We start from the raw sequence: 14,452 nt of genomic DNA, 5'->3' as shown, positions 1-14,452 counted from the left end.
ATTTAAAACAAAATAAAATGGGTAAAGGATTTTTTAAAGTTCCGACAGCTATTAACGAACCTATAAAAGGATACGCGCCAGGATCTCCCGAACGTGAAGAGGTATTAAAACAATACAAAGCTTACTTCAATGGCACTGTTGATGTACCCTTATATATTGGTAACGAAGAAATAAAAACAGGAAATACGAAACCAATGTCTCCTCCTCATGATCACAAACATGTTGTGGGAACTTACCATTTGGCAGAAAAAAAACACGTAACACAAGCGATAGATAATGCTTTAGCGTCTAGAACTGCTTGGGCTACTCTTCCTTGGGAACAAAGAGCTGCTATATTTTTAAAAGCCGCTGAGTTACTTGCAGGACCTTATAGAGCTAAGATTAATGCTGCCACAATGATAGCACAATCTAAGACAATACACCAAGCTGAAATTGATGCTGCTTGTGAATTTATTGACTTCCTACGTTTCAACGTACAGTACATGACCGAAATATATCAAGAGCAACCAGCATCTGCCCCAGGTATTTGGAACCGTGTTGAATTTAGACCTTTGGAAGGTTTTATTTATGCCATTACACCGTTTAACTTTACTGCCATTGCTGGAAATTTACCTGCAAGTGCAGCCATGATGGGTAATGTTGTGGTTTGGAAACCAAGTGACAGCCAAATATTCTCTGCTAAAGTTATTGTAGATGTTTTCAAAGAAGCAGGTTTACCTGATGGCGTAATAAACGTTGTTTACGGCGATCCTGTTATGATTACCGAAACCGTTCTAGATAGCCCTGATTTTGCAGGTATTCACTTTACAGGTTCTACTCATGTATTTAAAGAACTATGGAAGCAAATTGGAACTAATATTCACACGTACAAAACATATCCAAAAATTGTAGGTGAAACTGGAGGTAAAGATTTTATCGTAGCGCATAAAACGGCTAACCCAAGTCAAGTTTCTACGGCAATAGTACGAGGATCTTTTGAGTTTCAAGGACAAAAATGTAGTGCTGCATCTAGAGTATATTTGCCAAAATCAATTGCTACAGAAGTTTTAGAAAACGTAAAAGCAGATTTAAAAACGATCAACAAACCAGGTTCTCCTGAAGACATGTCTAACTACGTAACTGCTGTTATTCATGAAGGTTCTTTTGATAAATTAGCAAAATATATTGACCAAGCCAAAGCAGATAAGAACGCGGAGGTCATTGCAGGTGGTAATTACGACAAATCTAAAGGGTACTTTATAGAACCTACAGTTATCTTAACTACAGATCCAAAATATACCACCATGGAAACTGAATTATTCGGACCTGTTGTAACAATTTATGTATACGAAGATGAAGATTGGGCTGAAACTTTAAAACTAGTAGACAGTACATCTGAATATGCATTAACAGGAGCTGTTTTAGCTAGAGATCGTTATGTTATTGAAGAAGCCACTAAAGCATTGCAAAATTGTGCAGGTAACTTCTACATAAACGACAAGCCAACTGGTGCCGTGGTAGGACAGCAACCTTTTGGTGGTGCAAGAGCCTCTGGTACTAACGATAAAGCAGGATCAGCACAAAATTTATTGCGATGGGTTTCTCCAAGATTAATTAAGGAAACATTTGTAACTCCTGTAGATTACAGATATCCATTTTTAGGATAGTAACTTTATTATAAATACAATTAGATCCCGAAGATTAATTAATTTTCGGGATCTTTTTTTGCTTAAAAAGCATTAAAAAAAGATAAAGATAGGTCACAAGCATGATACCACTAACTATCGTTTAAAGCGAAAATCACATAAACCCTTACATTCAGTAAAGCAGACGACTGAAACCCGTAAAGAAATTTGAATAAAAAAAGATTATTTTTACAAACAACAATCTAAACACCAACACTTTAAATAAAAATACATGAAACTAAAACTAGCATCACTTATCGGAATTTTCCTTTTAGCGACATTTTCTTATGCCCAAAAAGCACCCAAAATGCAAAAAATAGAAAAGCCACAAGAGAACTTAGCACAAACTACCATTCACGATGTGCTAATCGGCAATCAACAACAAGTCATTCAATTAGCAGAAGCTTTCTCCGAAGAACAGTATGACTGGAGACCTATGGACGGCGTAAATTCTGTTAGCGAAGCCCTTTTGCATGTCGCTAGTGGAAATTACTTTCTAGCCTCAAAAATGGGATTTGCACCCCCTGAGAATGTAGATGTCATGGGATTAGCTAAAATTAAAGGAAAAGACGCTATTATTGCTGCATTAAAAGCATCTAACGCCTTTGTCCTTTCAGCAATTTTAATGGTAAGAAATGAGAAGCTGACAGAAGAAGTAGATTTCGGATTCGCCAAAATGAGCACCCTAGCAGGACTACTAGCTATCATGGAACACAATGGAGAACACAAAGGCCAGTTAATTGCGTACGCACGATCTAACAATGTAACACCACCTTGGAGTTTAAATTAAGAAAACATCTTTATGAATAAGCAGTCGCTAACAGATTTCGTTAGCGGCTTTTTTTAACTTAAAACACATTACTTGCCTTTGTAAAGGAGCTAAAATATTCCTGAAAATTAAAAAAATAGAAAAAAAGTTACTTTCAAATATACTATTAATGTAAATTTAACGTTAATTAATTGTAAACAAAAGGCATATGAAGTAACTTTGCCTTTATTAAAACGGCGGATTATGAAAGAAAGAACTTCGGAAACACAGGAAAAAACACAAACTTTTAGCATTCAAAGCGTAACATCATATGTTAAAAGATATGCAAAAACATGCAGACAATCTTACTTAAGTTTATTAAGTATCTAAAATTGACACACTCCATTTTAGAAAAAAAGGCTCGATTTATCCATAAATCGAGCCTTTTTTTATCCTCTATATTTTAAAGGTAAATACACTACCTTTTTAGTTTCAAAGAACTCGTAATCATAATAATCTGATAAGTTAAAAAGTTCTACGGTTTTATACCCTTGTAGCTCTTCTTCTAAGTCACCACCCTTCAAGTATAGGATTCCGTTTTTACGTTCATGAAGTGAATCTTTCTTTATTTTTCCTTTAGTCCAATGGACAAATGTAGGCATAGCCGCAACCGCTCTACTCACAATAAAATCAAACTTACCTTTGACATTTTCAACCCGATCGTTAATGGTAGTTACATTGGTAATTCCTAAGCCTGCGACAACCTCATCAACAACCTTTATTTTTTTTCCAATTGCATCCACCAAGGTAAAATGTGTTTCAGGAAATAAAATAGCCAAAGGAACCCCTGGGAACCCACCTCCTGTACCCACATCGAGCACCGTCGTTCCCGGTAAAAATTCTTGTAATTTTGCAATACCTAAGGAGTGTAATACATGTCTAATATACAATTCATCAATATCTTTTCTAGACACCACATTAATCTTCATATTCCAATCCTTATACAAGTCGGCCAAAAGTGTAAATTGTCTTTTTTGCGCTTCAGTTAAATTAGGAAAGTGATTAAACAATATAGTAACATCCATAAACAAAGTAATTTTTATGCAAAAATAACACTTTAAAAATCATAATTATTTCCTTTTTAAGAAGGTATTTTGAATTACTAAAAACGAATTAACTTATCTTTGTTAAAAACAATATCATGAATAAAGAAACCGTTCGTTTTTCTAGAAAGGATTCTACCCAGTTTTTCAAAACACTAAACAAAAGGGTAAACGATTACTTCAAAGAAAATAAGATAAAGAAAACAGGGGACTGGAGATTGCACTTAAAGACAGCTGTAATGTTCGCCTTATTTCTTGCACCATACTTTTTAATATTAACTTTAAACTTACCTAATTGGGCTAACTTATTACTAACCATCCTTATTGGAATTGGCATGGCTGGAGTAGGTATGAATGTAATGCATGATGGAAATCATGGTTCCTATTCAAACAAAAAATGGGTTAACAAAATCATGGGAGGAAGTATTTATATTCTTGCCGGAAATGTTTTCAATTGGCAAGTACAACACAATGTATTACACCACACCTATACAAACATTCACGAACATGATGAAGATTTAGAAGCTGGAAGGATTCTTAGATTTTCAAAACATGCGGAATGGAGAAAACATCATAAATTTCAGCATTTTTATTCTGTATTTTTATATGGCTTATTAACCTTTAACTGGGCAATTACTACAGATTTTCAGCAAATGTATCGCTATACAAAACGTAAATTATCGTATGGCGAATTACCAAATCCGTTTGTAAACTGGAGTAAACTAGTCATTACAAAAATTATCTATCTAACTATTTGGATCGTTTTACCGATGGTCATTTTAGATATCTCTTGGTGGAAAATATTAATAGGCTTCTTTGTGATGCATTATGTAGCAGGAGTTATTTTAAGTGTAACTTTTCAATTAGCACACGTGGTAGATCAAGCAGAAACTCCTTTACCAGATGAAAATGGTAATATGAAAAATACTTGGGCCATACACCAATTGTTCACGACCGTTAATTTTGGTACCAAAAACAAAATTGTAAACTGGTTTACTGGGGGATTAAATCATCAAGTTGAACACCACATTTTCCCTAACATAAGTCACGTACATTACACAAAAATTGCTAAAATTGTTAAAGAGACAGCAAAAGAGTTTAATTTGCCTTACAACGAATACAAGACAACAAGAAAAGCTATAATTTCGCACTTTAGTCATTTAAAAGAACTAGGCAAAAAGCCGTCTATACAGTATTAGAAAATTATATAATATAATGAGTAACCAATTATCTGAAAGAGTTAACAATTTAGCAATATCAGCCACTTTAGAAATGGCTGCGAAAGCAAGAGAACTTAAAGCCGCAGGGAAAGACATTATTGGTCTTAGTTTAGGAGAACCAGATTTTAACACCCCTGATTACATTAAAGAAGCTGCCATACAAGCTGTAAATGATAATTACAGTTCTTACTCTCCTGTAGATGGGTATGTAGACTTGAAAGAGGCTATCATAACAAAGTTTAAAAGAGATAATAACTTAAGCTACACCTTACCGCAAATTGTGGTTTCAACTGGCGCAAAGCAATCGTTGTACAATGTAGCGCAAGTATGTCTAAATAAAGGCGATGAAGTTATCCTACCTTGTCCTTACTGGGTAAGTTATAGTGACATCGTAAAACTTGCAGATGGCGTTCCTGTTGAAGTAGGAACTTCAATAGATACTGATTTTAAAATGACTCCTGAGCAATTAGAAGCTGCAATTACACCAAAAACAAAGATGTTATGGTATAGCTCTCCTTGCAATCCTACAGGATCAATCTATAGCAAAGAAGAATTAAGAGCGCTTGCTGATGTTTTGCAAAAGCACCCTCAAATTGTTGTTGTAAGTGATGAGATTTACGAACACATCAATTACGGAGTTACTGCTCATGCATCAATGGCAGAGTTTCCTGATATGTATGATCGTACAGTTACCGTTAACGGAGTAGCAAAAGCATTTGCTATGACAGGATGGAGAATTGGTTATATTGGAGCTCCTGCATATATTGCTAGAGCCTGTAATAAACTTCAAGGACAAGTAACTAGTGGCGCTAACTGTATTGCACAAAGAGCTGTCATTACTGCCTTACTTGAACCTGTTAGCCGCATTCAATATATGGTAGACAAGTTCAAAGAACGTAGAAAATTAATCCTAGGATTATTACAAGATATTCCAGGATTTAAATGTAATGAACCAGAAGGAGCATTTTATGTTTTCCCAGATGTCACAGCATATTTTGGAAAAACCTTAAACGGCGTAAAAATCAACAATTCATCTGACTTTTCTATGTACTTATTAGAAGCTGCTAATGTAGCTACAGTAGCAGGTGATGCCTTTGGAAACAACAATTGCATACGTATCTCTTACGCTGCAAGTGAAGCACAAATTATAGAGGCAATGGCTAGGATTAAAAAAGCTGTTTCTTAATAAAAGTATTTATTTACAATACCAAAGCGCCTCGATATACCTTGAGGCGCTTTTTTTATTTAAAAACCCAGCACTCAAAACCACCTTACAACAGTTCATCTTTACATCAAAAATAAATGCCATGCCCCAATGTTAGGTAGCTCTGTGTCTATACTGTTCAATAGATAATAGGTATGAGCGAACACAGAATGATCTTTCATTCCTTGAAGCCAATTTGTACAATCGGGTTTGTAACCTATCACGAAAGTATCAAGGCAGAGAAAGTAAATTACAGATTTTAAAAAGGAGGCATTAAAAATAACGGAGCTCCTTTCTACTTACCAACAAAAAGAATAAAGCCCTGCACAACGAATTGATCACAGGATATAGAATTAGAGGACGACATTATAGACTGCACCCCTTACTACGATGGTTCTTTAAAAAATAGCTCAATTACCCGATCTACCCGTCTTTGAATTAAATAACGAGCAATTTACTTGCAATGATAAATCTCTGAACTTCACGGTCTTTAAAATAACAACTGAGGCCCCTACTAATGAATTAGTACAAAGAAAATCTTCCATCATTTTTTTAGAGTACGCGCTACTTGTGACGATTTCCAAAACAAGTATTGCAATTGAAGTTTTTAAATTAAACTTTCTTCCAGAAATATGGAGTAAACAGAATTAAAACGGTAAAAAGTTCTAAACGCCCTAAGAGCATTAAAAACCCACACCACCATTTGCCTAAATTAGGCAAACCATTAAAGTTACTTAACGGATTTAAACTCCCTAAACCAGGGCCCACATTACCTAATGAAGAAGCAGCACCACCAATAGCAGATTCAAAATCTAAACCTAAGGCCCCCAACACTAAAGACCCAATAATAAACATAAGCATGTACAGTACAAAAAAAGCAATGATATTATATACAATATGTTCGCGTACCGTTTTATTATTATAACGTACTGGGATTACCGCATTCGTATGAAGTGTCCGTTTAAATTCTAATAATCCGTTTTTAATAATTAACAAATGTCGCATTACTTTAATACCACCAGATGTTGAACCAGCACAACCTCCAAGAAAGAATAAGCCAAAATAAAAGATGGTTAAAAAATGGGTCCAATTTGTAAAATCTGCCGTAACAAATCCAGTTGTAGTAATCACCGACAATACTTGAAATAAAGAATGCCTAAATGCACTTTCTGCTTCTCCCCAGATCATTGGATGGTATTCCGAAACCGCCACATTAGCACCTAAATACACTACCAAAGCGGAAATAAGCGTAAAGGCGACAACAAATATGGTATAAAATTTAAATTCCTCGTCAAAGAGAATCTTTTGCACTTTCCCTTTAAAGGCGTAATAACTTAACACAAAATTACTCCCAGCAAGGAACATAAACAAAATGATTATATACTGAATCATCGGTTGGTCATTCCAATATGCGGTACTCAAATTTTTAGTAGAAAAACCTCCTGTAGATAAGGTAGCCAAAGAATGATTTATAGCATCAAAAAAGGACATCCCCGCTAATTTTAATAAGATGGTTTCTGCTACCGTATACCCAAAATAGATTAACCATAATCTTTTCGCTGTATCTGTAATTCGAGGATGTAACTTATCACTACTCGGCCCCGGAGCCTCTGCAGCAAATAATTGCATGCCTCCTATTCCTAAGAGCGGCAAAATAGCAATCGCTAAAACGATAATCCCCATCCCACCAATCCAATGCGTTAAACTCCTCCAAAAGAGAATTCCTTCAGGTAAGGCTTCAATATCATCAAGGATTGAAGCACCTGTAGTTGTATATCCTGAAATAGTTTCAAAAAAAGCATTGGTAAAATCCGGTATAGCACCAGAAAATAAGTAAGGCAACACCCCAGATAGCGACATTACTAACCAACCTCCTGTTACAATAATATAGCCCTCTTTTCTTTTTACTTCTTTTTTATGACCGCGGGTTAGAAACATGGATAATGTCCCGACAATCATCGTTACAATAGCTGCCAAAGTAATATCTAAAGTAGCGCCATCATTATATATACCACTAAAAATAGCAGCAAGAATCATAAACCCACCATTACAAAGTAACAGGAGCCCCATAAGATGAAAAATAATTCTGTAGTTCAATCCCATTAAAGAAACATTTTTTCAATTTTAGGAATAGAACTCGGCAAACAACATACCACTACCCTATCACCCTGTTGTATTTTAAAATCTCCTAACGCAATAATTCCTTCGCCATTTTTGATAACACCACCAATGGTAGCTTCACGCGGAAAGTCTAATTCTTTAATAATTTTTCCATTAACGGCAGATTGTGGTTTCACTATAAACTCTAATATTTCCGCATTCAAATTATTCAAACGCGTTAAAGCCACTACTTCACCTTTCCTAATATGTCTAAATATATTATTTGCAGCAAGTAATTTTTTATTGATCAACGTATCAATCCCAATAGAGTGAGACAATTGAAAATAATCCATATTTTCAACCAAAGCAATCGTCTTTTTTATATTTTTTGATTTGGCCACCAAGCACGACATAATATTAGTTTCAGAATTTCCTGTTACCGCGATGAAAGCATCCATAGACTCCAAATTTTCTTCTTCTAACAACTCTACATTACGGCCGTCACCATTAATTATCAGTGCATCTGGCAATTCATCTGCAAGATCAAAAGCTTTTTCCTTATTTTTCTCAATAAGTTTTACATTAAACTTTTTTCCACAAAGATCTCTAGCCGTTTTATACCCAACTTTACTACCGCCAAGAATCATCACATTCTTAATGTCTCGTTTCACCATACCGGTAAGCTTATAAAGCTCATCTACCCCATCTTTACAAGTGATAAAATAGACTTGATCGCCTTCTTTAAAAACGGTATCTCCACGAGGTATAAGTGTATATTGGGTACCTGTACGCTGCAAAGCTATAGGCATAAAATGAAGTTCCGGGAATATCTGAGCAGCCTCCTTTACCGATTTCCCCACAAAAGGAGCAGCTTTAGGCAAAGAAACACCTACCATTATCAAAGCTCCGTTTTCAAACTCATAAGTATCGTTGAAAGCAGATTTATTCAACAACAATTGTATTTCTTGCGCTGCAAGTTCTTCTGGAGAAATTAATTCATCTATTCCTAATTTCTTAAAATCAACAACGTCTTTAAATTTTTTAAACTCCGTATTTGAAATTCTTGCAATGGTTCTTTTACAACCCATTTGCTTTGCCATCAAACACAACGTAATGTTTGTAGTTTCTGATGACGTTACTCCAATTACCAAATCTGACTTCCCTACTTGCGCATCTTGCAATACAGAAATAGAAGTGGCATCACCTTTAAGAACACGTATATCTAAATGCGTATCCGCATAAGACAAACTTTCCTTCACTGAATCTATTAAGGTAATATCTTGAGATTCATAGGATAATAATTTTGCTAAATGAAATCCTACTTCACCAGCCCCTGCAATAATAATTTTCATGAATTAAAAAAATTGTTTTCCGTTAATTTAATCCAAGCCGTGGCTACGATTGGATTTGTTTGTATTGGAATATACTAGAAAAGCAAAATTGCTCCTACAGCCCATGTTTTGAAAAGTTCGCAAAATTTTGAAGCACAAAATTACATAATTTTATTTTGTTGTAATTAAAAACCCACAAGTAAAAAACTGAATAACACCGAGTTTATTGTACAATTTAGCTATGATAAAGCAAATTCGAAATTGTATCTTTGCAAGAAAATTGCACCCATGAGTAAAAAAGTTACTCCTTATAAAGATTCTGATTTAGGAAAAAAAGAACAAGTCACCCAAATGTTCGATACTATTTCTACTAATTACGATGGTTTAAATAGAGTAATCTCTTTTGGAATAGACATTAAATGGCGAAAAAGAGTTGTCGCTATACTCAAAGAAAAAAATCCAACTTCTATCTTAGACATAGCAACAGGCACAGGAGATTTAGCCATAAATCTTGTTGAAACTGGAGCGAGTAAAATAGTAGGTTTAGATATTTCGCCAGGAATGTTAGCCGTAGGCAAAAAAAAGGTAACCCAGAAACATTTAGACAATACGATTGAAATGATTGTTGGCGATAGTGAGAACCTTCCTTTTAATGAAAATACTTTTGATGCGATAACCGTTGCATTTGGAGTTCGAAATTTTGAAAACTTAGAATTAGGACTTGCAGAAATATACAGAGTACTAAAAAAAGGAGGCACTTTAGCTATCTTAGAAACATCTGTACCTACAAAAACTCCATTCAAACAAGGCTATAATTTTTACACAAAACAAATTATGCCTAAGATTGGAAAATTATTCTCAAAAGATAATTCTGCCTACGAATATTTATCAGAATCTGCAGCAGTTTTCCCTTATGGTGAAAAGTTCAACAATATTTTACGAAAAATTGGGTTTATAGATATAGAGAACAAACCCCAAACACTTGGGGTAGCATCTATATATGTAGCTACAAAGTAAGGTATGAAAAACATTTTTTTTCTGTTTTTAGGTCTATTTATATGCCTAACTACACAAGCTCAGTTTAATGAAAGGCCTATTCTTAATCTTCAAAACGAAGATGAAGCGCCTTTAAATTGGGGTTATTTTTTAGGATTTAATTCATTAGACTTTAAATTTGATTACATTGACGTTCCTGAAGATGGAGACAATCTAGTTTCTACAAGCACAGGTTTTAATGTAGGTTTAATAAGTGAATTACGTTTAAATCAGTTTTTTGACCTTAGATTTGAACCTGGTTTATTTTATACCCAAAGAACTATTGGTTTTAGAGGATTTACTACCGAAAACGAAGCTTTAAGAATTGTAAAATCTACTTATATTAATTTTCCACTTTTACTAAAAGCCAGCACAAAAAGAATTGGCAACTGGAAACCTTATATTGTTGGCGGTGTATCTTACTCTTTAAATTTAGGAAGTAACGAGGACAGTTTAGACGACAATAGTACAGGAACCTTTAGAATGACCAAAAACAACTACAATTGGGAAGTTGGGTTTGGGATAGATTTTTATACGGAATATTTTAAATTTTCCCCATCAATTCGCGGTGTTTTTGCAATGAATAATGAATTGGTGCCGGACAATGATCCTGACAGCCCTTGGACAGGAAATCTTTCTGGAATTAGAACTAGAGGTATTTTTGTAAACTTCACATTTGAATAAAACCTAAACTAACTTCTCCTTATTTCATTTAATAAGATAGCAGTGGCAGTTGCCACATTTAAGCTTTCTGCCGTTTGAGCTCCAAATTGTGGTATGGACACTCTTTTCGTGATAAAAGTTGCTACCTCAGACGAAATTCCGTTAGCTTCATTCCCCATCACAAGAATTCCTTTTGAAGAAATTTTTGAATCATACACCCTTTCACCATCCATAAAAGCGCCATAGATGGGCAGTTCTGAGGTTTGCAAAAAATCGGTTAAATTTAAATAGGTAACATTCACTCTTGTAATAGAACCCATGGTCGCTTGTATCACTTTCGGATTATAACAATCTACGGTCGTAGCACTACACACTAAATTTTTAATCCCAAACCAATCACACAGCCGTATTATAGTTCCTAAATTCCCAGGATCTTGAACAGTATCTACCGCGACAATCCAATCATTCAGCTGAATGGCACCTACTTTTGACATTTTAAACACTCCTAAATACCCATTAGGGGTATTCAAAGAGCTCATCTTCTTTAAATCAGCCGCCGAGATTAATTCTGAAATTTCTTCATTATCTGAAACAAAACCTGCATCTGTACTAAACACCTTATAAACTTCAAAAGAAGATTTTAAAAGCTCTTGAATCGTTTTTAAACCTTCTACTACAAACAATTGATGTTGAATTCTATTTTTTTTAAGCTGAAGGCTTTTTATAAGTTTTATTTGGCTTTTACCAACCATACAAATAACGTATTTTTGATTTTCTTAGAATCTAAATTAAGTTTGAAAAATAACAGCACAAAAATAGTCTTATTATTTTTAGGTTTAATCATCGTGTCTTGCAATGCGTTAAAAAGAGTAGAAGACGATGAGCTTTTACTCATAGATAACACAATACTTGCAGATGGTGATAAAATTAAAGACGAGAATGTAAAAAGTCTTGTTATTCAAAAACCCAACAGTTCTTTGGCGGGATACCCTTTGCGCTTAAACCTGTACAATTTAGCAAAACAAAATCCAGATTCTTCCTACCAAGCTTGGCTTCACAAAAAAGACAAACGCGAGGAAAGGTGGCGCAAACTTATTTCACAAAAACAACTAGACAGCCTTGGCGAATCTTTCATGGTCAAAGGGTATAGCGAGTGGTTTAAAAAAATAGGAGAAGCTCCTGTTATTATAGATACAGCAAAGACCACCAAATCTTTAAAACGGATAAAAGCGTATTACGGCAATAGAGGCTATTTTAATGCCACAGGAAACTTTACGATAGACAGCACTAAAAGAAAGAAAAAAGCGGCCATTACTTACGACTTACAATTAGGTAAACCCTTTATGATTGACTCTACGTATAGCGTCATCGCGTCGCCTGCAATAGATTCTATATACCAACTTAATAAGACAACATCTGCTGTAAAAAACAAAACTCAATTTGATCTTTCTAACTTTACACAAGAAAGAGAACGATTAACAGAGTTATTTAGAAATAAAGGGGTTTATAATTTTCAAGAGAGTTCTATTAGTTATGACATCATTACAGACACCATAGCAGCAAAAGACGATCAAGAAATGATTATTGCTTTAAATATTGACAATTTAAAAACAAGAGGGGACTCTACTAAAACAGCATACAAAGTTTATAAATTTAGTAAAGTAAATATTTTTGCAGATCATCTCTTTGCAAACAATCCTAAAGAACTAGACTCTGTAAATTTTAAAGGCTTTACCATTTATTATAAGGATAAACTCAACTACAAACCCAAAGCCCTTACCGATGCAATTTTCATGGAAAAAGATAGCGTCTACAGAGATATTAATAGATTACGTACTTACAGGCAAATAAATAACTTAAATAACTTCAAGTATCCTAACATTGAAATCATAGCAGATAGCAGCAATGCATCATTAGCATCTAACATTTATTTAACCGCGCGTGATAAGTATTCCTTGAGTTTTGATACCGATGTTAGCAGATCAAACATTCAAGACTTTGGTATATCCTTCACCCCAGCGTTGAATATTAGAAACCTATTTAAAGGAGCAGAAAATCTAAGCATTTCAGCCACTGCAAATATTGGCGCATCAAGCGATCCTAATGTATCAGACCGTCAGTTTTTTAATGTACAAGATTTTGGTGGTGATATTGCATTAGATTTTCCACGTATCTGGTTCCCGTTTATCGATACCAAAAAAATTATACCTTATTACATGCTTCCAAAAACTAGAATCTCCATTGGAACGAGTTTTCAGCAGAATATTGGTTTAGACAAGCAAACATTAAATAGTGTTTTGGGGTATAGTTGGTCTCCTAACACACAATTAAAACACAACATTGAACTTCTTAACATTCAATATGTGAAAAATGTAAATATTGATCGGTATTTCTATGTTTATCAAAGCTCTTTTTCTAGATTAAACACTATTGCTGATCAAGATATCTATGAAACAGACACCAATTTATCGCAAAATTATGAACCTGTAGGTGAAGATGGTGATTTTAGACTTACTATACCTGAGGGAACTACTGGTTTTACAAAAGCAATACTGGACGAGGAAGTAACCTCATCAAGCGATGATTACGAAGAGGTACGTAGTATTGAAGAAAGGCGCGAACGTTTAACGCAAAACAATTTAATATTTGCCACCAACTATACGTTTTCAAAAAACAATCAAACGAGTTTAACAGACAATAGCTTTCATCAATTTAAATTTAAAATAGAAGGCGCTGGTAATTTACTATCCCTTGCAGCTACCGGCATTCCTTTTAACGAAGATGAAGATGGCAACAAGCTTGTATTTAGTGTTCCTTACTCACAATATTTAAAAACAGAATTTGACTATATTAAACATTGGGATTTATCTGAATCTAAAGTTTTAGCTTTTAGAAGCTTTATGGGTATCGCTATTCCTTACGGCAACTCTAATAGCATTCCGTTTTCCCGTAGTTATTTCGCTGGTGGTTCTTATGACAACCGCGCTTGGAGCCCTTATACATTAGGACCTGGAAAAACGGATAATTTAAATGATTTTAATGAAGCGAATTTCAAATTAGCGTTTAACCTTGAATACCGATTTCCTATCGCTGGAAATATAAAAGGAGGTCTGTTTGCAGATGCAGGTAATATATGGAACGTTTATGATAACGTTGAAAATACCGATGCCACGTTTAACGGAATAAGCTCCTTGCAGGACATTGCATTAGGGACAGGTTTTGGTATCCGTTATGATTTTACTTACTTTGTTTTTAGAGTAGATTTAGGTTTTAAAACATACAATCCCGCTGAAGAACTATCAAAAAGATGGTTTAGAGACTATAATTTCGCAAATTCTGTGTTACAAATCGGTATTAATTATCCATTTTAAAATACAGGTATAA

Annotated in this window: 11 protein-coding genes; 7 read left to right on the top strand and 4 right to left on the bottom strand. The window is 34.5% G+C overall.

The window, feature by feature from the left end; all coding sequences use genetic code 11:
* Positions 1-17 precede the first annotated feature (17 nt).
* Together pruA and GQR94_RS12090 are read left to right on the top strand one after the other, a co-directional pair.
* Entirely contained in the window at positions 18-1,646 is a 1,629-nt protein-coding gene (gene pruA / locus GQR94_RS12095; RefSeq protein WP_158975746.1) for an L-glutamate gamma-semialdehyde dehydrogenase, read from the top strand.
* 250 nt (positions 1,647-1,896) lie between these two features.
* Positions 1,897-2,454 carry a DinB family protein gene (locus tag GQR94_RS12090; RefSeq protein WP_158975745.1) on the top strand — a complete coding sequence of 186 codons (558 nt, stop codon included), beginning with the start codon at positions 1,897-1,899 and terminating at the stop codon, positions 2,452-2,454.
* Between the two features lie 407 nt (positions 2,455-2,861).
* Here GQR94_RS12090 and rsmG read toward each other — a convergent pair whose 3' ends face one another.
* Positions 2,862-3,497, bottom strand: coding sequence for a 16S rRNA (guanine(527)-N(7))-methyltransferase RsmG (gene rsmG / locus GQR94_RS12085; RefSeq protein ID WP_158975744.1), 636 nt, complete (start codon positions 3,495-3,497; stop codon positions 2,862-2,864).
* A gap of 116 nt (positions 3,498-3,613) precedes the next feature.
* On the opposite strand from rsmG, the gene GQR94_RS12080 reads away from it, so the two are divergent.
* Entirely contained in the window at positions 3,614-4,714 is a 1,101-nt protein-coding gene (locus tag GQR94_RS12080; protein ID WP_158975743.1) for an acyl-CoA desaturase, read from the top strand.
* Positions 4,715-4,730: 16 nt separating this feature from the next.
* Positions 4,731-5,921: a pyridoxal phosphate-dependent aminotransferase gene (locus GQR94_RS12075; protein WP_158975742.1), complete on the top strand. Its 1,191-nt coding sequence runs from the start codon at positions 4,731-4,733 to the stop codon at positions 5,919-5,921.
* Positions 5,922-6,551: 630 nt separating this feature from the next.
* On the opposite strand, the gene GQR94_RS12070 is transcribed toward GQR94_RS12075, so the two are convergent.
* Complete coding sequence (locus GQR94_RS12070) at positions 6,552-8,042, bottom strand: TrkH family potassium uptake protein (RefSeq protein ID WP_158975741.1); 1,491 nt, start codon at positions 8,040-8,042, stop codon at positions 6,552-6,554.
* Positions 8,042-9,391 carry a Trk system potassium transporter TrkA gene (gene trkA, locus GQR94_RS12065; protein WP_158975740.1) on the bottom strand — a complete coding sequence of 450 codons (1,350 nt, stop codon included), beginning with the start codon at positions 9,389-9,391 and terminating at the stop codon, positions 8,042-8,044. The genes GQR94_RS12070 and trkA overlap by 1 nt, the downstream gene beginning before the upstream one ends.
* 267 nt (positions 9,392-9,658) lie before the next feature.
* Here trkA and ubiE point away from each other — a divergent pair, with 267 nt between their 5' ends.
* Together ubiE and GQR94_RS12055 are read left to right on the top strand one after the other, a co-directional pair.
* Positions 9,659-10,387 carry a bifunctional demethylmenaquinone methyltransferase/2-methoxy-6-polyprenyl-1,4-benzoquinol methylase UbiE gene (ubiE, locus tag GQR94_RS12060; protein ID WP_158975739.1) on the top strand — a complete coding sequence of 243 codons (729 nt, stop codon included), beginning with the start codon at positions 9,659-9,661 and terminating at the stop codon, positions 10,385-10,387.
* Positions 10,388-10,390: 3 nt separating this feature from the next.
* The gene (locus GQR94_RS12055) at positions 10,391-11,089 is read left to right on the top strand and encodes a porin family protein (protein ID WP_158975738.1); all 699 of its coding nucleotides are present in this window, start codon (positions 10,391-10,393) and stop codon (positions 11,087-11,089) included.
* Positions 11,090-11,097: 8 nt separating this feature from the next.
* Here GQR94_RS12055 and GQR94_RS12050 read toward each other — a convergent pair whose 3' ends face one another.
* Positions 11,098-11,820, bottom strand: a complete 723-nt coding sequence (locus GQR94_RS12050; protein WP_158975737.1) for an RNA methyltransferase — start codon at positions 11,818-11,820, stop codon at positions 11,098-11,100.
* Between GQR94_RS12050 and GQR94_RS12045 the strand changes: the two genes are divergently transcribed.
* Complete coding sequence (locus GQR94_RS12045) at positions 11,755-14,439, top strand: BamA/TamA family outer membrane protein (protein ID WP_370458252.1); 2,685 nt, start codon at positions 11,755-11,757, stop codon at positions 14,437-14,439. The genes GQR94_RS12050 and GQR94_RS12045 overlap by 66 nt on opposite strands.
* Positions 14,440-14,452 lie beyond the last annotated feature (13 nt).

Source organism: Cellulophaga sp. L1A9 (assembly GCF_009797025.1).
GTDB lineage: Bacteria > Bacteroidota > Bacteroidia > Flavobacteriales > Flavobacteriaceae > Cellulophaga.
Note: the sequence above shows the minus strand (reverse complement) of the source record. Positions and strands in the feature narration are given on the sequence as shown.

Coding starts and splice junctions, on each gene's coding strand:
- GQR94_RS12045 (WP_370458252.1), top strand. CDS start 11,755: ATGTTGAATTCTATTTTTTTTAAGCTGAAGGCTTTTTATAAGTTTTAT.
- GQR94_RS12075 (WP_158975742.1), top strand. CDS start 4,731: ATGAGTAACCAATTATCTGAAAGAGTTAACAATTTAGCAATATCAGCC.
- rsmG (WP_158975744.1), bottom strand. CDS start 3,497: ATGGATGTTACTATATTGTTTAATCACTTTCCTAATTTAACTGAAGCG.
- GQR94_RS12070 (WP_158975741.1), bottom strand. CDS start 8,042: ATGGGATTGAACTACAGAATTATTTTTCATCTTATGGGGCTCCTGTTA.
- GQR94_RS12050 (WP_158975737.1), bottom strand. CDS start 11,820: ATGGTTGGTAAAAGCCAAATAAAACTTATAAAAAGCCTTCAGCTTAAA.
- GQR94_RS12080 (WP_158975743.1), top strand. CDS start 3,614: ATGAATAAAGAAACCGTTCGTTTTTCTAGAAAGGATTCTACCCAGTTT.
- trkA (WP_158975740.1), bottom strand. CDS start 9,391: ATGAAAATTATTATTGCAGGGGCTGGTGAAGTAGGATTTCATTTAGCA.
- GQR94_RS12090 (WP_158975745.1), top strand. CDS start 1,897: ATGAAACTAAAACTAGCATCACTTATCGGAATTTTCCTTTTAGCGACA.
- GQR94_RS12055 (WP_158975738.1), top strand. CDS start 10,391: ATGAAAAACATTTTTTTTCTGTTTTTAGGTCTATTTATATGCCTAACT.
- pruA (WP_158975746.1), top strand. CDS start 18: ATGGGTAAAGGATTTTTTAAAGTTCCGACAGCTATTAACGAACCTATA.
- ubiE (WP_158975739.1), top strand. CDS start 9,659: ATGAGTAAAAAAGTTACTCCTTATAAAGATTCTGATTTAGGAAAAAAA.